This window comes from Pseudomonas sp. FG6, from assembly GCF_057809015.1.
Genome location: NZ_JBMDJD010000004.1, coordinates 152,601 through 171,040, shown reverse-complemented (window position 1 = coordinate 171,040; position 18,440 = coordinate 152,601). Strand labels below are relative to the sequence as shown.

At 62.6% G+C, this 18,440-nt stretch carries 15 protein-coding genes and 1 pseudogene; 7 read left to right on the top strand and 9 right to left on the bottom strand.

Features of this window, described 5'->3' with window-relative positions; all coding sequences use genetic code 11:
- Window positions 1-67 precede the first annotated feature (67 nt).
- From ACODSJ_RS04360 to ACODSJ_RS04350, 3 genes are read right to left on the bottom strand one after another with little or no spacing between them, the layout of a single operon-like run.
- Window positions 68-1,606, bottom strand: coding sequence for a DUF4129 domain-containing protein (locus ACODSJ_RS04360; RefSeq protein WP_489100548.1), 1,539 nt, complete (start codon window positions 1,604-1,606; stop codon window positions 68-70).
- Window positions 1,593-2,567: a stage II sporulation protein M gene (locus ACODSJ_RS04355; protein ID WP_489100547.1), complete on the bottom strand. Its 975-nt coding sequence runs from the start codon at window positions 2,565-2,567 to the stop codon at window positions 1,593-1,595. Before ACODSJ_RS04355 ends, ACODSJ_RS04360 begins: the two co-directional genes overlap by 14 nt.
- Window positions 2,564-3,289: an RDD family protein gene (locus ACODSJ_RS04350; protein WP_489100546.1), complete on the bottom strand. Its 726-nt coding sequence runs from the start codon at window positions 3,287-3,289 to the stop codon at window positions 2,564-2,566. Before ACODSJ_RS04350 ends, ACODSJ_RS04355 begins: the two co-directional genes overlap by 4 nt.
- Before the next feature lie 378 nt (window positions 3,290-3,667).
- Between ACODSJ_RS04350 and sbcB the strand changes: the two genes are divergently transcribed.
- Entirely contained in the window at window positions 3,668-5,098 is a 1,431-nt protein-coding gene (gene sbcB, locus ACODSJ_RS04345; RefSeq protein ID WP_489100545.1) for an exodeoxyribonuclease I, read from the top strand.
- 88 nt (window positions 5,099-5,186) lie between these two features.
- Here sbcB and mvaT read toward each other — a convergent pair whose 3' ends face one another.
- Entirely contained in the window at window positions 5,187-5,564 is a 378-nt protein-coding gene (gene mvaT / locus ACODSJ_RS04340; protein WP_260959188.1) for a histone-like nucleoid-structuring protein MvaT, read from the bottom strand.
- 307 nt (window positions 5,565-5,871) lie between these two features.
- Between mvaT and purU the strand changes: the two genes are divergently transcribed.
- On the top strand, window positions 5,872-6,720 hold the full coding sequence (gene purU, locus ACODSJ_RS04335) for a formyltetrahydrofolate deformylase (protein ID WP_489100544.1): 849 nt from the start codon (window positions 5,872-5,874) through the stop codon (window positions 6,718-6,720).
- A 39-nt stretch (window positions 6,721-6,759) separates the two neighbouring features.
- On the opposite strand, the gene gpgF is transcribed toward purU, so the two are convergent.
- The 4 genes and pseudogenes from gpgF to ACODSJ_RS04315 all read right to left on the bottom strand — a co-directional run.
- Window positions 6,760-7,755 carry a glucosaminyl phosphatidylglycerol flippase gene (gene gpgF / locus ACODSJ_RS04330; RefSeq protein WP_489100543.1) on the bottom strand — a complete coding sequence of 332 codons (996 nt, stop codon included), beginning with the start codon at window positions 7,753-7,755 and terminating at the stop codon, window positions 6,760-6,762.
- Window positions 7,752-8,519 carry an N-acetylglucosaminyl phosphatidylglycerol deacetylase gene (gene gpgD / locus ACODSJ_RS04325; protein ID WP_489100542.1) on the bottom strand — a complete coding sequence of 256 codons (768 nt, stop codon included), beginning with the start codon at window positions 8,517-8,519 and terminating at the stop codon, window positions 7,752-7,754. Before gpgD ends, gpgF begins: the two co-directional genes overlap by 4 nt.
- 15 nt (window positions 8,520-8,534) lie before the next feature.
- Window positions 8,535-9,656, bottom strand: coding sequence for an N-acetylglucosaminyl phosphatidylglycerol synthase (gpgS, locus tag ACODSJ_RS04320; protein WP_489100541.1), 1,122 nt, complete (start codon window positions 9,654-9,656; stop codon window positions 8,535-8,537).
- A gap of 139 nt (window positions 9,657-9,795) precedes the next feature.
- Window positions 9,796-10,074 (bottom strand): annotated as a pseudogene (locus ACODSJ_RS04315) (chemotaxis protein); the annotation flags it as partial.
- A gap of 194 nt (window positions 10,075-10,268) precedes the next feature.
- On the opposite strand from ACODSJ_RS04315, the gene ACODSJ_RS04310 reads away from it, so the two are divergent.
- Window positions 10,269-11,756, top strand: a complete 1,488-nt coding sequence (locus tag ACODSJ_RS04310; protein WP_489100540.1) for a helicase HerA-like domain-containing protein — start codon at window positions 10,269-10,271, stop codon at window positions 11,754-11,756.
- A gap of 91 nt (window positions 11,757-11,847) precedes the next feature.
- Here the strand turns inward: ACODSJ_RS04310 and ACODSJ_RS04305 are convergent, their stop codons facing one another.
- Window positions 11,848-12,303, bottom strand: a complete 456-nt coding sequence (locus tag ACODSJ_RS04305; protein ID WP_489100539.1) for a DUF721 domain-containing protein — start codon at window positions 12,301-12,303, stop codon at window positions 11,848-11,850.
- 309 nt (window positions 12,304-12,612) lie between these two features.
- On the opposite strand from ACODSJ_RS04305, the gene secA reads away from it, so the two are divergent.
- The 4 genes from secA (at window position 12,613) to ACODSJ_RS04285 (ending at window position 18,425) form a co-directional block, all read left to right on the top strand.
- Window positions 12,613-15,354 (top strand): preprotein translocase subunit SecA, encoded by a 2,742-nt coding sequence (gene secA / locus ACODSJ_RS04300; RefSeq protein WP_489100538.1) that lies wholly within the window; start codon window positions 12,613-12,615, stop codon window positions 15,352-15,354.
- A gap of 120 nt (window positions 15,355-15,474) precedes the next feature.
- Window positions 15,475-16,692, top strand: a complete 1,218-nt coding sequence (gene argJ, locus ACODSJ_RS04295; RefSeq protein ID WP_489100537.1) for a bifunctional glutamate N-acetyltransferase/amino-acid acetyltransferase ArgJ — start codon at window positions 15,475-15,477, stop codon at window positions 16,690-16,692.
- Window positions 16,693-16,851: 159 nt separating this feature from the next.
- The gene (locus tag ACODSJ_RS04290) at window positions 16,852-17,484 is read left to right on the top strand and encodes a glutathione S-transferase family protein (protein WP_489100536.1); all 633 of its coding nucleotides are present in this window, start codon (window positions 16,852-16,854) and stop codon (window positions 17,482-17,484) included.
- On the top strand, window positions 17,481-18,425 hold the full coding sequence (locus ACODSJ_RS04285) for a Nudix family hydrolase (protein ID WP_489100535.1): 945 nt from the start codon (window positions 17,481-17,483) through the stop codon (window positions 18,423-18,425). The genes ACODSJ_RS04290 and ACODSJ_RS04285 overlap by 4 nt, the downstream gene beginning before the upstream one ends.
- Window positions 18,426-18,440: the final 15 nt, after the last annotated feature.

Genomic DNA, 18,440 nt, shown 5'->3' with positions numbered 1-18,440 from the left:
ACGTAAGCGACCAGCGCACACAGCACGACGGCCACGACGGCGCCCACCAGCCATCCGTGGCGCGGCTTCACTGGGACGCTCCCGGCCCGAATAGCCCGCGCCAGCCATCGCACAGTGCTCGTTGCAGATGCGCCGGCGGTGGGCGATGCCCGTAGGCGATGTTCTGCCAGTGCAGCGTCAGGTCCTGGCTGAACAGCAGCAGCTCCTGTTGCTGGAGGCGTTCGACCCGTTGCAGCACCTGGCCTTCCGTGTCGGCCGGTTTCAAGGGGACGTTGAAGTCGTGATGCAAGCGACTGAGCAGGGCGCGGTAGAGCAGGCCAAGGGCGTCACGGGGATGGGCGGCCCACAATTGTTCGACACAAGTGGCGACGTCCTCCGGCAGGCTCTCCTGGCGGATGTCCAGGCCGAACATCTGTGCCGGTGCCGGCCGTTCGATGGGTGGCTGTCGCCTCGGCCTGCGGCTCACCAGGGCTTGGGCTTGTTCACGATAGCGCCAGGCGAGCCAGGCGATCGCACCGGCCAGGCAGGCCCAGAGGATGACCTGGATCAGCGCGGCGGCGATGTCGAAGCGTTGGCTGCCCACCCATTTGAACAATGCCTTGAGCCAGCCCGGGTTGGCCTCGGCCTCGGTGGGTTCGGGGCGTTCTTCGCCGAAACGATAGCGGGTGATGGTCTGTGGGTTCTTGAACGGCGGGGCTTGCAGGATCGCCTCGATGCCGTTGCGTGAAGCTTCGCTGGTCAGCGGTTGGTTGAGCAATCGAGGGCTCTCGGGGGGGATACCGTCCCCGTCGGCCCACGCCGGGGGCGCGAGGGCGGGAAGGAGCACGGCCAGCAGGAACAACGCCGGGGCCACGCCGCTCAGGCGCTGGCGCAGGCGCCGGAACACCAGTTCGATGTCCCAGGCTTCGAGGAGGGTGCGCCGGTTCAGGTAGAGGCTGAAGCCTGCGGCGACATACACCGGCTCCCAGACGATCAGCAGCAGGGGATAGAGGAAGTTGATCAGGTGCTCGAACTTCAACACGGTGTGCTCGCTCGTCGCGATCAGCATCTGCCAGTCCCACTCCAGTTCGACCTGCTGTGGCACGAACAGATAGAACAGCGCCATCAGGCCGAACCAGAGGGCGGTTTCCAGGTGCACGCCAATGATCGTCAGCCACTGCGCTGCGCCGCCGTTGCGTTGCAGCAAGACCCGCAGGCGTTGTTCCCGCGCCTCGCCGGCCAGTCCTTCGAGTTGCACGACGGGCATGAGGAAGCTGCGGCTCAGGCTCAGCCTGCGCCAGGTCAGGCTCGCCAGCAATTGGGGCTTGAGCAGCGCCAGCCATTGGCGCAACGCCTGTTTCAAGGTCGGGGTCTCGCCAAACAGCGCCTTGGACAGGATGTACAGGGGCAAACGGTCAAAGGCTGGCTTCAACCACCAGAACAGGATCACCACCAGGGATGGCCACTCCCACAGCAACACCATCAATAACGCATACACCGGCAGCGTGACGATGGCCCAACTGGTCATCAGCAGGCGTCGGTGTTGCTGGCTCATCAGCACGCCGAGGTCCATGGCTTCCCAGGCGGTACGCGGGCGGATGACGACGGTGGCATCACTCAGGCGCATGGCGGCTCCGTCCGGCAAACGTCAGGTAGCCGAGCACCAGCAACCACAACAACGCGCCGACCGTGTATTTGGTGGCGGGCGTCACGGCGCTGGAGGACCAGTACGCCTCGATGAAGGCGGCGATCAGCAGCAACAGGACGATGCCGCCGATCAACAGCACGCTTTTGCCTGCCGCGAGCCGCAAGGCTTCGCCCCGGGTGAGGCGCCCAGGCGCGATGAGTGCCCAACCCAATTGCAGGCCGGCGGCACCGGCCAGGACGATGGCGGTCAGCTCGAAGGCGCCATGGCCGATCACGAACGACCAGAACGTCGTGGCGGACCCGATCTGGGTCAGGTGACCCGCCACGGCGCCGATGGTCAGGCCATTGAAGAACAGGAAGAATGCGCTCCCCAGGCCAAACATCAAGCCACTGGCAAAGGTCTGAAATGCGATGCCGATGTTGTGCATGATGTAGTAGCCGAACATGACCCAGTCCTCGCTGGCGGCCCGTTCGACGGAGCGCCCCAGGTGTCCGGAAGCCGGGTCGTACATGCTGCGGATCTGGCTCACCTCGTCGACACTCAGCACGCTGTAGACCAGATCGGGAAACCAATAGACCAGTAATGCAATGCCGGCCAGGCTGCCGAGGAACATCGCCGCGGCGGCCAGCACGAACCGCCATTGTTCACGGACCAGTCGGGGAAACCCGGCCAGGATAAAGGCCGAGAGGCTGATCGCAAGGCGGCTGCGCTCCCGGTAGAGCTGCTGGTGGCCACGCAGCGCCAGTTGTTGCAGGGTGTCGACCAGCAAGCTGCTGTAGCCGCGGGCCTGGGCCAGCGCCAGGTGATGGCAAAGTCGTCGGTAGGCACCGGGGAAGTCGCCGCTCTGGAGCGCATGACGGCTGCGTTCCAGTTGATCGAGCTGCTGGGACAGTTGGTCCCATTCCCGTTGATGGCGGTTTTCGAACAGGCTCTGCTTCATGTTGGCCCCAGCAGGCCGCGGGCGATGCCGTTGAGTTCTGTCGCGGCTTGGGGGGGCTGGACGTTCAAGGGCGCGGCCAGGATGCCGGCCAGTTCGTTGACCCGCGCCGGGGAGAGTTCTGCCTGGCGCTCGGCGAAACCGAGTACGGCGCGCTGCTCGCTCAGGCTCAGGCTGAAGGACAACCGTATGGGCTGCGCCATGGGCAGGGTGGGGCGCTTGACCGGCTGTTCGCGATACACCACCAGGGTGCCCGCCGCGAGATCTCCCAGGCGTTTGAAGGCCGGATGTTGCAGGCAGCTGATCGCGCCGAAGGTGTAGCCGAAAGGCAACATGTCGACGAAGCGCAACAGGTTGCGGATCAAGGAGGCCGACCAGCCAACGGGCCGGCCATCGTCCTGGACCACGCGCAACCCCATGACCTGCTTGCCGGGGGAGCGGCCCTGGTTCAATACCTCGAACAGCACCATGTACCACCAACTGACGATAAACAGCAGGATCGAGCCCAGGCCGATACCCAGTTCGCCGAAAAACGCCAGGATGATGAAAAGCAGGCCCAGGATCAGCCCGCGTATGGCCAGGTCGAGGGTGAAGGCGAGTGCACGGGGCATCAACCCCGCCGGGCGCAGTGGCAGGTCGATGCCTTCGGGCGTTTCAACCTGATACCGCGTGTCCAGTGGCGCAGGCAGCGTCGCGTTCCTTTGCAGTGCTGGTTTCTCGAGCATGGGCAACCTGAATGATGGGGCCGGATCGAAGAGTCATGTCGGCCCCGATGCTAGCAGTCTTCGTGCGGGCGGACGATATAACTGTGTGTGTCATTTCGTGGATCGCATTGCAATGTGATTGTGCATCCCTGTGGGCGCGCATTGGGTGAGCGACACAAAACTCTTGTGGGAGCAAAGCTTGCTCGCGATGGCGTCTGTACATTCAACATTGATGCAAACTGAGGCGCTGCTATCGCGAGCAAGCTTTGCTCCCACAGAAACTGAGGTGAACACTGCACCCGCCAATCGCTCCCCCCAGTCTTCAAAAGTTACACGACCACTGGCCGCCGCCAGGTTCGAGCGCCTAGACTTCGCCAGTCTTCAGTTCAGGAACAGCCCGTGACTTCCATTTTCTGGTACGACTACGAAACCACCGGCATCAACCCGCGTTGCGACCGACCCTTGCAGGTGGCGGGTATCCGTACCGATTTCCAGCTCAATGAGATCGACGAGCCGGTGAACCTGTATTGCCGTCCCAGCGACGATATCCTGCCCCATCCGGCGGCTTGTGCGATCACGGGCATCACCCCGGCATGCCTAGCGGAAAAGGGCTTGAGCGAAGCCGATTTCATGACCCGTGTCCACGCACAACTGGCCGCTCCCGGGACCTGCGGCGCCGGCTACAACACCCTGCGCTTCGACGATGAAATGACGCGCTACAGCCTGTATCGGAATTTCTTCGACCCGTACGCGCGCGAGTGGCAGGGCGGCAACAGTCGATGGGACCTGATCGACCTGGTGCGCACTGCCTACGCGCTGCGCCCGCAAGGCATTGTCTGGCCGCAAGAGGAGGGGCGCGTGACCCTCAAGCTGGAGCGCCTGACGGCCGCCAACGGTATTGACCATGGCCAGGCGCACGATGCGTTGTCGGACGTGCGCGCGACCATCGCCCTGGCGCGCCTGATCCGGCAGAAACAGCCGCGGCTCTACGACTGGCTGTTCCAGCTGCGCAGCAAACAGAGCGTGATGGACCAGATCCGCCTGCTGCAACCGATGGTGCATGTTTCCGGGCGTTTTTCCGGTGAGCGCAATTACCTTGGCGTGGTCCTGCCACTGGCCTGGCATCCGAAGAACCGCAATGCCTTGATCGTCTGCGACCTGCACCTGGATCCCCAGGGCTTGCTGGATCACGACGCCGATACGCTGCGCCAGCGCCTGTATACCCGCCGCGAAGACCTGCTCGAAGGCGAGTTGCCCGTGCCGCTCAAGCTCATCCATATCAACAAGTGTCCGGTGGTTGCGCCGCTCTCGGTACTGCGGGCGGAGGATCGGCAGCGACTGCAATTGGACATGGAGGGTTATCAGCAGCGGGCGTTGCGGCTAACTGACGCACAGAAAGTTTGGCAGGATAAACTCCCGGCTATTTATGGGGGCGAGGATTTCACCGCCAGTGAAGATCCCGAGCAACAGTTGTACGCAGGTTTTCTCGGCGATCGCGATCGCCGTTTATGCGAGCAAGTCCGACTGGCGGATCCGGCTCAATTGACCCAGGAGCGCTGGCCTTTCGATGATGAGCGTTTGCCTGAATTATTGTTCCGATATCGCGCCCGCAACTTTCCTGACACGTTGAATCAGCAAGAGCACGAGCGTTGGAGACTTTTCTGTCAACAACGTCTGTCATCCCCGGAGTGGGGCGCGCCCAATACGCTGGAAAGTTTTGATAAGGCGATGGCGCAATGGATGCTCCTTGCAACGCCATTGCAACGAGAAGTACTCCTGCACTGGCAGGGTTACAGCGCGCAACTGCGCCAGCGTTTAAGCCTTGGCTGACGATGAATTGAAAAGATGACAGGCATAAAAAAACGCCAGCATTCGCTGGCGTTTTTTGTTCGCAAAGAACGGTGCGAACCGGTGAGGCTTAACCCAGCAGGGTTGCCCAGCCTTCAACCACGTCACCGCCCCACTTGGCTTTCCACTCTTTCAGAGTCTTGTGGTTGCCACCTTTGGTTTCGATGACTTCGCCGTTGTGCGGGTTCTTGTATTGCTTAACTTTGCGAGCGCGTTTGGTGCCGGTAGTTTTTACGGCGCCACGTGGGGCTTTGCTCGATTTTGCTTCTGGATCCAACAGGGCAATGATGTCGCGCAGGGACTTGGAGTATTCGCCCATCAGCGTGCGCAGTTTGCCTTCGAATTCCAGTTCTTTTTGCAGCTTGTCGTCTTGCGACAGGTTCTTCAGGCGCGCTTGCAGTTCTTTGATGGCTTCTTCTGTGGCGCGGTATTCATTGATCAAGGACATGAGGACTACCTTATGTAGGACACGGGTGGCAAGGACACAGTGCGGCAATAGTAATCAGACAGTTTCATCAAGTAAACATTTAGCCGGTGTTTTATTTAATTAATTAGTGGTGTCTCGCAAAAGCCGCTGTTGCAGTTAAATTCCGTCAGTCTCTTCACATTTGTTCACACATATAGCGTCCCTGCGCAGCGCCGGTCGCTTGGCGATCTGGAGCTGTCTACCGTGGGGGCGGTCAATCATCAATACTGCAGTTTTGCTGCGCAATGGCTAGAATGGCCGCCTTTGCGAAGTTCTGGAGTTCCCCCTAATGCGCACTTTTCGGTTGGTGATCGCTTGCCCGGACCGCGTCGGCATCGTTGCTAAAGTCAGTAACTTTCTGGCGTCCCATAACGGTTGGATCACTGAAGCAAGCCATCACTCGGACGATCAAAGCGGCTGGTTTTTCATGCGTCACGAGATTCGCGCCGACTCGCTGCCCTTCGGTATCGAGGCTTTTCGCGAGGCGTTCGCACCGATTGCCCAAGAGTTCTCGATGAACTGGCGCATCACCGATACCGCGCAGAAAAAACGTGTGGTGCTGATGGCGAGCCGTGAATCCCACTGCCTGGCTGACCTGTTGCACCGCTGGCACAGCGATGAGCTCGATTGCGACATCGCCTGCGTGATTTCCAACCATGATGACTTGCGCAGCATGGTGGAGTGGCACGGCATCCCGTACTACCACGTCCCGGTCAACCTGCAGGACAAGCAGCCGGCGTTTGCCGAAGTCTCGCGCCTGGTCCAGCAGCACGATGCCGACGTGGTGGTACTGGCTCGCTACATGCAGATCCTGCCGCCAGCCTTGTGCCGCGAATATGCCCAGAAGGTCATCAACATCCACCACAGCTTCCTGCCGTCGTTCGTCGGCGCCAAGCCGTATCACCAGGCTTCGATGCGCGGTGTGAAGCTGATTGGCGCCACGTGCCACTACGTGACCGAAGAGCTGGACGCCGGCCCGATCATCGAGCAGGACGTGGTGCGCGTCAGCCACAGCGACAGCATCGACGATATGGTGCGTTTCGGCCGTGACGTCGAGAAGATGGTGCTGGCGCGAGGCCTGCGTTATCACCTGGAAGACCGGGTGCTGGTGCACGGCAACAAGACCGTGGTGTTCTGATCAAAGAAGGGCCTGGACGAGCAAATCGCCAGGCCCTTTTCAGGCCTGCCTGAGGCGCATCAGCTTCTTGAGCAAGGGGCGCCCGACCATCAGGAAAAACACCGGCCCGCCAGCCAGCAGATAGAAGTAATAGGTCACCGCCCGCCAGATCAGGATCGCCGCCGCTGCGGTGGATTTACCCACCATGGGCGCCAGCAACGCCGCCGATGTCACTTCCGCCGCCCCGGCGCCGCCCGGCAGCAGGCTGAACTGTCCCGCGCTCAGGGAAAGCATCTGGATCAGGAAGCTCCACGCCCACTGCAAATCCGCCCCCAAGCCTCTCAGTGCCAGGTACAACACGCTGTAGCGCAACGTCCAGTGCAGACAGGTCAGGCCGAAGACCTGGAACAATGTCCGCCGGGGCAATTTCAAGGTGTCGGTAAACGCCGCCAGAAAGTGCAGGATCTTGCGCCCCCAGCGTCGACGGGTGCTGCTCCTGACCCGCAGATGGCGCAGCAGCCGGGCTCCCAGCCGAATCAGCCGACGGTGATAGCGGGCCGCGAGTGCGCAGCCGACCAAGCCGCCCAACAATGAAACGGCGCTCAAGGCCAGCATCCACTCCAGGCGCTGGCTGAGGTTCTGGAACAGCGCGTACAGCAGGATCCCCACCAAGGCGCAGAAAAAAAACAGCAGGTCGCTCAGTTGGTCCATGGCAAACACCGCGCTGCCGTGGGCCGGGCGCACGCCGTTGCGCGAGAGCAGGGCCATCAGCGTCAGCGGCCCACCGCTGCCGCCGGGCGTCGCGCACATGGCAAACTCGGTGGACATCACCACGCCAAGGCTCCTCAGCCCACCCAACTGTCCACGGTGTTCACCCAACAGCAGGCGCAGGCGGACGGAGTTCAGGCCCCAGCAGAGCAGGATCATGCCCAGCATGACCAGCAGCAGCGACACGGGAAAACGCTGCACCCGCGACCACATCTCGCCACCGCCCACCAGCAACGGAACCAGCCACGCGATGAGCAGCGCGAGGACCAGCCAGATCAGCCGTTTCATGCGGCGCTGCCGACCATGAGTTCGCGGCTCGCCAGCCAGCGCGCCTTGGTCAGCGGCACGCGTCCATCCTCCAGCAGGCGTTCCAGGGTGCGTAGCCAGTAGTCCCGGGAGAACCGGTGGCGCATGTCCACCGGGTGCAGGCCCAGGCGAATCACCGGCGCCTGGCGCCAGCGTTGTTCACGCCGGTCGCTGATGACTTTCGATACACCACGGCGCCAGGCACTGCGGGCGCTCCAGACCAATCCCGGGGCATCGATGGGGGTGAAGTCCGGCAGGCGATACAGGTGCCGGGGATCGCTGGTATAGCGCAGGGGCAATTGGCGCAAGGCCTGGCGCGTGCCTTCGCTCATCAACCAGGCCGGCGCGACGAACCCCTCCAGTGGCCACTGGTAGCGCTGGAACAGTTCCATGCCCGCGCGCAGGCGCAGCAGGGCCTCGGCCTCGGAAAGGGCGTAGAACTCGCCTTCGTGGGTGTAGACCCGGCGCATGAACCAGTCCCTGGGCGAGCGCGGCGCCTTGCCGTCGTCGCAATGGTAGTAGCCGTGCAAGACCAGTTCGTCGCCCCGCGCGACCCGGCTGTCGAGCAGGCGCCGCATGCCCGGAAAATGCTCCAGCCTGTTGCCGTGGTGAAAGTCCGGCACCACCAGCCAGGTCATCGGCAGGTGGCCGAGGGCGTCGACGGCTTCGACAAAGGGCTGGTAGTCGGGCCAGGTTTGCGGGGCCACGTCATGCAATACCAGCAGTACGCTGGACGACGGGTTCATCGCCGCGCGCCTCGCTCAAGCATTGGCCAGCATCGGCATCTGGGCACCGAGCACGGCGTAGTAATGGCCCAGCAGGCTGTTGACCACCGAATCCCAGGCGTAATGGCGTTCTACATGACGCCGCGCCAACACGCCGCGGCGCTGGCAGCCCTCGCTGAACAGCTGTCGCACGGCATTGGCCATGGCCTGTGGGTTGTTGGGGGCACAGAGCAGGCCGCAGTCTTCGTGGACGATTTCGGTGAAGGCGCCGGCCGCCACTGCCACCACCGGGATGCCGCAGGCCATGGCTTCGAGGATCACCAGGCCGAAAGTCTCCTGGTCCCCAGCGTGGAGCAGGGCATCGGCGCTGGCCATCAGCCGGGCGACCTGTGGTGCCGGGCAGAATTCGTCGATCACCGTGACGTTGTCCGGCACCACGGCGGGCATCGACGAGCCGACCAGCAACAAGTGATAACGCTGGCCCAGGCGTTTCATGCACTTGAGCAGCACCGGCAGGTTTTTTTCCTTCGAGCCGCGACCGGCGAACACCAGCAGGCGCGTGTCCTCGGCAATGCCCAGTTCGGCCCGCAGCTCCGGGTCGCGGGCGGCGGGATTGAAGGTGTGCAGGTCCACGCCCAAGGGTTGTACGAAGACGTTCCGCACGCCGAGCCCGGTCAACTTGTCGGCCATGACCTGGCTCGGCGCCAGGACCCGGTCGAAGTTACCGTACAACTTACTGACGTAGGCTTCGATGTTGGGCGTGAACCAGCTGCCCATGCGGTTGCTCACCAGCAGCGGCAGATCGGAGTGATAAAAGCCGATCACCGGGACGTCGAGTTGCCGCCGGGCATCCAAGGCCGCCCAAGCCGTGAGATAGGGGTCGCCGACCTCGATCAGGTCCGGCTGCAAGTCCTGCAGGACATTGCGCCAGGGCGCCAGGCGAAGGGGGAAGCGATAGCCTTTGCCGAAAGGCAGGGGAGGGGCCGGAACGGTGTAGATCCCGTCTTGCTCGCTCAGATGCGCGCCGGGAACCAGCAAGCTGTGGCGAATACCGGGCCGATCGCCCAGGCGCCGGTGCTTGGCATCCAGATAAGTGCGCACGCCGCCGCTGGCGGGGGCGTAGAACATGGTTATGTCCGCTATATGCACGATGAACATCCCTCTGGTCTGTGTTCTCCTTTTGTTGACCTTTGTGGGGAATGGATGTTCGGTTGGGTTGTTGGGCAGGTGAGGTGTCAGTCAGTGCTGGGGTGTTTGGGTTGGCCTCATCGCGAGCAGGCGCTACTCAATGCGGAAACAGCGCTTTCTGTTCCAACAAGTGGGTGGTGTTCGTCGCGTCCGGATTGATCGCGATGTTCTGCGCCAGGTTCTCAATCAGCAGGATGCGACCGCTCAGCCAGGTCTGGATGTTGTTGGCCGTGACATCGCCCATTTTGTGCAGGTAGTTGTCGAGGTTGTCGCGGATGGCATTGCGTTGCAGGTAATCGTTGTACAGCGTGAAGCAGGCGAAGGCAGCGATGACGATGAGAGCCGCGGCTAGCAGGATTTTATGGCTAAAGCGCAGGTTTTTATTCATGGCTCGGGGTTCCGCTAAGGTCTAAATTCTCTGGGCATGCTTTTATAGAATAGAAGGGCACGCAAAATGGCGTCAGATTCAAAAAAGCTGATATTTCCATCTCTCCTTAGGGGAATACCCGGCCTTGTGTTCAGCAGGATCTGTCGCTTCATATCTCGGCCAAGCAGGGCCATGGATTAACCACAGGTGACGAAATGCCTGACTCATTGCAACTTGTTATCGGCGCCGATCTGACCGGCCAGCCCATTGCCCAGGCCATGCGCCTGGCGAACCGACATGGCCTGGTGGCCGGCGCCACCGGCACTGGCAAGACCGTGACGTTGCAGCGTCTGGCCGAAATGTTCAGCGATGCCGGCGTGGCGGTGTTCGCCGCCGATATCAAGGGTGACCTGTGCGGCCTCGGTGCCGCCGGCAATCCCCAGGGCAAGATCGCCGAGCGCATCGCCGGCATGCCCTGGCTCAACCACCGGCCCCAGGCTTATCCGGTGACGTTGTGGGATATCCACGGCCAATCCGGGCATCCGCTGCGCACCACCTTGAGTGAAATGGGCCCGTTGTTGATCGGCAGCCTGCTGGAGCTGACCGACAGCCAGCAGTCGGCGTTGTACGCCGCGTTCAAGGTGGCCGACCGCGAGGGGTTGTTACTGCTGGACCTCAAGGACCTCAAGGCGCTGCTCAATCACCTCAAGGACAACCCCGAGTTGCTGGGCGACGACGCCGCCCTGATGACCACCGGTTCCAGCCAGGCGTTGCTCCGTCGCTTGTCCACCTTGGCGCAGCAAGGCGCTGACGCCTTGTTCGGCGAACCGGCCTTGCAGCTCGAAGACATCCTGCAACCGGCCAGCGACGGTCGTGGCCGTATCCATTTGCTCGACGCCAGCCGCCTGGTCCATGAGGCGCCGAAGGTCTACGCGACGTTCCTGTTGTGGCTGCTGGCCGAGCTGTTCGAGCAACTGCCCGAGCGCGGCGATGCGGACAAACCGTTGCTGGCTCTGTTTTTCGACGAGGCGCACCTGCTTTTTGCCGGTACCCCCAAGGCGTTGCAGGAACGCCTGGAGCAGGTGGTGCGGTTGATTCGTTCCAAGGGTGTCGGGGTGTATTTCGTGACCCAGTCGCCGGGAGACTTGCCCGACGACGTGTTGGCGCAATTGGGGTTGCGTATCCAGCATGGCTTGCGCGCCTTTACCGCCAAGGAGCAGAAGTCCTTGCGAGCGGTGGCCGACGGCTTCCGGCCGAACCCGCAGTTCGACACGCTGGCGGTACTGACCGAGCTGGGCATCGGTGAAGCCCTGGTGGGCACCTTGCAGGAAAAGGGCACGCCCGAAATGGTCCAGCGCGTACTGGTGGCGCCGCCGCAGTCGCGCATTGGCCCGCTGACCGAGGCCGAACGCGCCGGGCTCATCGCTCGTTCGCCGTTGCAAGGACGCTACGATAAGCCCATCGATCGTGAGTCGGCCTATGAAGTCCTGATGGGGCGCAAGGGGCTGGAGCCGCAGGCCGAAGCCGCACCGGACAAGCCAGCGGCCGAAGAACCGAGTTTCACCGACAAGGCTGGCGAATTCCTCGGCACGGCGGCCGGCCAGGCCTTGAAGTCGGCGATGCGCCAGGCGGCCAATCAACTGGGGCGGCAGTTGGTGCGTGGGTTGATGGGGTCGTTGTTGGGGGGGAGTAAGCGGCGGTAGTGCAAGGCTTAAGATTGAGTCGCGAAGACGGTTTGTCAGGCGAGAAATATGTTGGCTGACTTAGCGGTATCGCGAGCAGACAACGAAACGCTCAACCCTTGGGCTTGCCGTGCGCCGCCAAGCGCTCCAGCGCCGCGCGCAGGTTGGGGTCGCTGATGCCGTCGGCGGTGGCCTGGATGGTCGCGGCGGCGTTGGTGGACAAATCCAGTGTGTGCCCCTTCGCGCCCACGTGGACGGTGGGCGGCTGCACCTTGAACAAAATCCGCGTCAGGCCGGCGAATTCTTCGAACACCTGCAATTGGCGCAACAGGCGCTTTTGCTGGTAGCGCAGGCGCGTGGCCCAATGGCCGTCGGTGACGATCAGCAGCAGGCAGCCTTCGCGCCAGGAGGCCACGTGGCAGTGCTCGCGCGCGGCCGGCTGCAACTGGCTGTCCAGCAGGCGTTGCAGGTGCCCCAGGCGCCGGGCGTGACCGAAAATGGCTTTCAGCGGCTTGGCTTCGCGCAGCAGGACGGCGGGCACCTTGGCTGTGAGAGGGCGGAAGGCCATGAACTAATACCGCAAATGACAGAGGCGCCATGGTAGCAGAAAGCATCGGCTGCGCCTCGATCCACCGCCCCGAGGCTCTGGCGCCGCATTTGGCGCAGGATAACTTCTGCGCTTGATGGGTTGAAACTCGCGCAAAAGCCCTTATTTTAAGCAAGCCCCGTCACAGCGCTGTGCCAGCATCGTGGAATAACGCCACTTTCCTCTCCATCGTTTCCGGGTAGAATGCTCGTTCGCATGCGGCCATGAGGGCTGCACGGGCGACCCATGGGGCCCGCCCTCCATCCCTTTAGTGTGGAAGATCCTGCCGATATGTTTGCGCCTTTGTTAAAGAAACTCTTTGGAAGCAAGAACGAGCGTGAAGTCAAGCGCATGCTCAAGACGGTACAGACTGTCAATGCCTTCGAAGAGCAAATGGTGGCCCTTTCGGACGATCAGTTACGCGCCAAGACTGCCGAATTCAAGGACCGCATCGCCAAAGGGGAAACCCTGGACCAGCTCCTGCCTGAAGCCTTTGCGGTCGCCCGCGAAGCCGGCAAGCGGATCATGGGCATGCGTCACTTCGACGTCCAGTTGATCGGCGGCATGACCTTGCACGAAGGCAAGATCGCCGAAATGCGCACCGGCGAGGGCAAGACCCTCGTGGCGACCCTGGGCGTGTACCTCAACGCACTGTCCGGCAAGGGCGTGCACGTGGTGACGGTCAACGACTACCTGGCCCGCCGCGACGCCAACTGGATGCGCCCACTCTACGAATTCCTCGGCCTGACCGTCGGTGTCGTTACACCGTTCCAGCCGCCGGAAGAGAAACGCGCCGCCTACGCCGCCGACATCACCTACGGCACCAACAACGAATTCGGTTTCGACTACCTGCGCGACAACATGGCGTTCAGCCTGGAAGAAAAATTCCAGCGTGAACTCAACTTCGCCGTGATCGACGAAGTCGACTCCATCCTCATCGACGAAGCCCGTACCCCGCTGATCATCTCCGGCCAGGCCGAAGACAGCTCCAAGCTGTACACCGAGATCAACAAACTGATCCCGCAGCTCAAGTTGCACGTCGAGGAAGTCGAAGGCCAGGTGACCCAGGCCGGTCACTACACCATCGACGAGAAGACCCGCCAGGTCGAACTCAACGAAGCCGGTCACCAGTTCATCGAGGACATGCTGACCCGCGTTGGTTTGCTGGCCGAAGGCGAGAGCCTGTACTCGGCGCATAACCTGGGCCTGTTGACCCACGTCTATGCCGGCCTGCGTGCCCACAAGCTGTTCCATCGCAACGTCGAATACATCGTGCAGGACGGCCAGGTCGTGCTGGTCGACGAACACACCGGCCGTACCATGCCGGGCCGTCGCCTGTCCGAAGGCCTGCACCAGGCCATCGAAGCGAAGGAAGGCCTGAACATCCAGGCCGAGAGCCAGACCCTGGCCTCGACCACCTTCCAGAACTACTTCCGCCTGTACAACAAGCTGTCCGGCATGACCGGTACCGCTGACACCGAAGCGTTCGAGTTCCACCAGATCTACGGCCTGCAAGTGGTGGTGATCCCCACCAACAAGCCGCTGGCGCGCAAGGACTACAACGACCTGGTGTTCCTGACCGCCGAAGAGAAGTACGCGGCGATCATCAACGACATCAAGGAAGGCATGGCCCAGGGCCGGCCGATCCTGGTGGGTACCGCCACCATCGAGACCTCCGAGCACATGTCCGCCTTGCTCAACAAGGAAGGCATCGAGCACAAGGTCCTCAACGCCAAGTTCCACGAGAAGGAAGCCGAGATCATTGCCCAGGCCGGTCGCCCGGGTGCGCTGACCATCGCCACCAACATGGCCGGTCGTGGTACCGACATCCTGTTGGGCGGCAACTGGGAAGTGGAAGTGGCTTCCCTGGAAAACCCGACCCCCGAGCAGATCGCGCAGATCAAGGCCGACTGGCAGAAGCGTCACCAGCAGGTGCTCGAATCCGGTGGCTTGCAGGTGATCGCCTCCGAGCGTCACGAATCGCGCCGTATCGACAACCAGCTGCGTGGCCGTGCCGGTCGCCAGGGTGACGCCGGTTCCAGCCGTTTCTACCTGTCCCTGGAAGACAGCCTGATGCGTATCTTCGCCTCTGACCGGGTGAAGAACTTCATGAAGGCCCTGGGCATGCAGCCGGGCGAGGCGATCGAGCACCGCATGGTGACCAACGCCATCGAGAAGGCCCAGCGCAAGGTCGAAGGCCGCAACTTCGACATCCGCAAGCAACTGCTGGAATTCGACGACGTCAACAACGAGCAGCGTAAAGTGATCTATCACATGCGCAACAGCTTGTTGGCCGCCGACAACATTGGCGACACCATCGCCGATTTCCGCCAGGAAGTGCTCAACGCCACCGTCAGCGCCCACATTCCGCCGCAATCGCTGCCGGAACAATGGGATATCGCGGGCCTGGAAGCGGCCCTGCGCAGTGACTTCGGCGTGTCGTTGCCGATCCAGCAATGGCTGGACGAAGACGATCACCTGTACGAAGAAACCCTGCGCGAGAAGCTGCTCGCCGAACTGATCGCCGCCTACAACGAGAAGGAAGACCAGGCTGGCGCCGAAGCGCTGCGCTCCTTCGAGAAGCAGATCGTGCTGCGAGTGCTGGACGACTTGTGGAAAGACCACCTGTCGACCATGGACCACCTGCGCCACGGTATCCATTTGCGCGGTTACGCCCAGAAGAACCCGAAGCAGGAGTACAAGCGCGAGTCCTACACGCTGTTCTCCGACCTGCTGGATTCGATCAAGCGCGACTCGATCCGCGTGCTGTCCCACGTCCAGGTTCGCCGCGAAGACCCGGCCGAAGAAGAAGCCCGCCTGCGCCAGGAAGCCGAGGCCCTGGCTGCGCGCATGCAGTTCGAACACGCTGCTGCGCCAGGCCTGGAAGCCAGCGAGGCCCAGGAAGAGGGCGTCGACGTGGATGTCGCCCTGGCGACTGCGCCAGTGCGCAACGAGCAGAAGCTGGGCCGCAACGAGCTGTGCTACTGCGGTTCGGGCAAGAAATACAAGCATTGTCACGGGCAGATCCAGTAATCCCGTTGCAAGGCTGAACCCTCTGCGCCGCGACAGGTCCCGTTCTGTCGCGGCGTTTTGCCATTTGTTCTGCCGTCCCGAAGCGACGGCGCCGACACACATCTGTTAAGGAGCGCATTCATGGCTGTTGGTCTTGGTCCGTTGCCAACGTTGCACCCGGTTGCCGGTTTTGAACTCGGTATCGCCTCGGCGGGCATCAAGCGCCCGGGGCGCAAGGACGTTGTCGTCATGCGTTGCGCCGAAGGCTCGACGGTGGCTGGCGTGTTTACCCTCAACGCTTTTTGCGCCGCGCCGGTCATCCTGGCCAAGCAACGCGTACAAGGGCCGGTGCGCTACCTGCTGACCAACACCGGCAATGCCAACGCCGGCACCGGTGCGCCGGGCCTGGCGGCTGCCGAGCGTACCTGCGCCAAACTGGCCGAACTGACCGGTGTCGACGCCAGCCAGGTGCTGCCGTACTCCACTGGTGTGATCGGCGAGCCCTTGCCGGTCGAGAAGATCGAAGGTGCCTTGCAGGCCGCCCTCGATGACCTGTCGGAAAACAACTGGGCTGCAGCCGCCACCGGCATCATGACCACCGACACCCTGCCCAAGGGTGCCAGCCGCCAGTTCCAGCATGATGGCGTGACCATCACCGTGACCGGCATCAGCAAGGGCGCGGGCATGATCCGTCCGAACATGGCGACCATGCTCGGCTACATCGCCACCGACGCCAAAGTCTCGCGCCAGGTGCTGCAAGACCTGATGCTCGACGGTGCCAACAAGTCGTTCAACCGCATCACCATCGACGGCGACACCTCCACCAACGACTGCTGCATGCTGATCGCTACCGGCAAGGCCAACCTGCCGGAAATCACCGAAGCCAGCGGCCCGCTGTTCGCCGCCCTGAAACAGGCCGTTTTCGAAGTGTGCATGGAAGTGGCCCAGGCCATCGTCCGTGACGGCGAAGGCGCGACCAAGTTCGTGACCGTGCAGGTCAACGGTGGTGGCAATCACCAGGAATGCCTGGACGTGGGCTACACCGTGGCGCACTCGCCGCTGATCAAGACCGCGCTGTTCGCTTCCGACCCGAACTGGGGCCGGATCCTCGCCGCCGTTGGCCGTGCGGGTGTGCCGGCGCTGGACGTGAGCAAGATCGACGTGTTCCTCGGTGAAGTCTGCATTGCCAGCCAAGGCGCGCGCGCGGCCACCTACACCGAAGCCCAGGGCGCGGCGGTGATGCAGCAGGAAGAAATCACCATCCGTATCGAGCTGGGACGCGGCGATTGCAGCGAAACCATCTGGACCACCGACCTGTCCCACGAGTACGTCAAGATCAACGCTGAGTATCGGACCTAATACCGAGTCGCCGTTATCGCGAGCAGGCTCGCTCCCACAAGGGATCCGTTGTGTGGCAACAACAGTATGCACACTGGAGAACCCTGTGGGAGCGAGCCTGCTCGCGATACGGCGGGACAGACGCCAACCCTCTGATTGACACAAGAAAGGATTTCAGACATGAGCCTGCACCTGATCATCGGCAACAAGAACCTCTCTTCCTGGTCCCTGCGCGGCGCGCTGGCGTTGGCATTGACTGGGGAGAAGTACACCGAAGAGCTGGTCAGGCTCGATCAGCCCGATACCCGCGAGAAACTGCTCAAGTACTCGCCCACGGCCAAGGTCCCGCTGCTCAAGACCGAGTTCGGCGTGATCGCCGACTCCCTGGCGATTGCCGAATATCTGGCCGAACGCTTCCCCGGTGCCGGTCTCTGGCCCAAGGACGTGGCCGCTCGGGCCCAGGCGCGTTCGGCTTGCGCACAGATGCACAGCGGCTTTTTCGCCCTCCGCAGCCATATGCCCATGGATCTGCAGCACGATGCTCCGCTGTCGCCCATGCCGGCTGATGTCCAGTTGGAGATCGAGCGGATGCTGGCGTTGTGGGCCGAATGCCGTGCCGCGGCGACCGAAGCCGGTCCCTATCTGTTTGGCCGCGTGAGCCTGGCAGACGCATTTTTTGCCCCGGTCGCCGTGCGCTTGCGCACCTATCAGGTGGCGCTGCCCGAGGTCGATGCGGCCTATGTCGAAACCCTTTATCAATGGCCTGCGTTCAAGGCCTGGCAACAGGCTGGCCTGGAGGAAACTGCGCGGTGAAACGAATCCATGTGGCGGCGGCGGTTATTCGCGACGCCGCCGGTAAAATCCTCATTGCCCGACGCGCCGACACCCAGCACCAGGGTGGCCTGTGGGAGTTCCCAGGTGGCAAGGTCGAGGCCGATGAGTCCGTCGAAATCGCCCTGGCCCGAGAACTTCATGAAGAGCTGGGCATCGTCGTTGGCGCTGCCCGACCGTTGATCAAGGTGCGTCACGACTACCCGGACAAGCAGGTGCTGCTCGATGTCTGGGAAGTCTCGGCGTTCACCGGCGAGCCCCATGGCGCCGAGGGGCAGCCGTTGGCGTGGGTGGCGGCTCGCGATCTGGCGAACTACGAATTTCCGGCCGCCAACCAGCCGATTGTCGCGGCGGCGCGTTTGCCGGGCGAATACCTGATCACCCCTGAAGGCCTTGAGACGCCGACCTTGCTGCGCGGCATGCAGAAGGCGATTGCCGGCGGGATCAAATTGCTCCAATTGCGTGCGCCCAATGGTTACGACCCGCAATACCGCGACTTGGCGGTGGACGCGGTGGGACTGTGTGCCGGCAAGGCTCAATTGATGCTCAAGGGGCCTTTCGAATGGCTGGGGGATTTTCCCTCCGCTGGCTGGCACGTCACCGCCGCGCAATTGCGCAAGCATGCGGCGGCGGGTCGGCCGTTCGGCAAGGAGCGTTGGCTGGCCGCGTCCTGCCATAACGCCGAGGAACTGTCCCTGGCCCGGCAGATGGACGTCGACTTCGTAACGCTCTCGCCGGTACAGCCGACCCAGACCCATCCCGAGGCCCAGCCGTTGGGTTGGGACGAGGCCGCGCGGTTGATCGAGGGCTTCGACAAGCCTGTCTATCTGTTGGGTGGGGTAGGGCCTGCCGAGCGGCAAAAAGCCTGGGAGACTGGGGCGCAAGGTGTGGCGGGGATTCGGGCGTTCTGGCCTGGGGCTTGATTCCCGGGGAGTGGC

What these genes read in the sequence shown, in the direction of transcription:
- mvaT (WP_260959188.1), bottom strand. Translation starts at nt 5,564, where the DNA reads ATGTCCTTGATCAATGAATACCGCGCCACAGAAGAAGCCATCAAAGAA.
- gpgF (WP_489100543.1), bottom strand. Translation starts at nt 7,755, where the DNA reads ATGAAACGGCTGATCTGGCTGGTCCTCGCGCTGCTCATCGCGTGGCTG.
- gpgS (WP_489100541.1), bottom strand. Translation starts at nt 9,656, where the DNA reads ATGTTCATCGTGCATATAGCGGACATAACCATGTTCTACGCCCCCGCC.
- ACODSJ_RS04310 (WP_489100540.1), top strand. Translation starts at nt 10,269, where the DNA reads ATGCCTGACTCATTGCAACTTGTTATCGGCGCCGATCTGACCGGCCAG.
- ACODSJ_RS04305 (WP_489100539.1), bottom strand. Translation starts at nt 12,303, where the DNA reads ATGGCCTTCCGCCCTCTCACAGCCAAGGTGCCCGCCGTCCTGCTGCGC.
- purU (WP_489100544.1), top strand. Translation starts at nt 5,872, where the DNA reads ATGCGCACTTTTCGGTTGGTGATCGCTTGCCCGGACCGCGTCGGCATC.
- ACODSJ_RS04290 (WP_489100536.1), top strand. Translation starts at nt 16,852, where the DNA reads ATGAGCCTGCACCTGATCATCGGCAACAAGAACCTCTCTTCCTGGTCC.
- ACODSJ_RS04355 (WP_489100547.1), bottom strand. Translation starts at nt 2,567, where the DNA reads ATGAAGCAGAGCCTGTTCGAAAACCGCCATCAACGGGAATGGGACCAA.
- ACODSJ_RS04350 (WP_489100546.1), bottom strand. Translation starts at nt 3,289, where the DNA reads ATGCTCGAGAAACCAGCACTGCAAAGGAACGCGACGCTGCCTGCGCCA.
- gpgD (WP_489100542.1), bottom strand. Translation starts at nt 8,519, where the DNA reads ATGAACCCGTCGTCCAGCGTACTGCTGGTATTGCATGACGTGGCCCCG.
- ACODSJ_RS04360 (WP_489100548.1), bottom strand. Translation starts at nt 1,606, where the DNA reads ATGCGCCTGAGTGATGCCACCGTCGTCATCCGCCCGCGTACCGCCTGG.
- secA (WP_489100538.1), top strand. Translation starts at nt 12,613, where the DNA reads ATGTTTGCGCCTTTGTTAAAGAAACTCTTTGGAAGCAAGAACGAGCGT.
- argJ (WP_489100537.1), top strand. Translation starts at nt 15,475, where the DNA reads ATGGCTGTTGGTCTTGGTCCGTTGCCAACGTTGCACCCGGTTGCCGGT.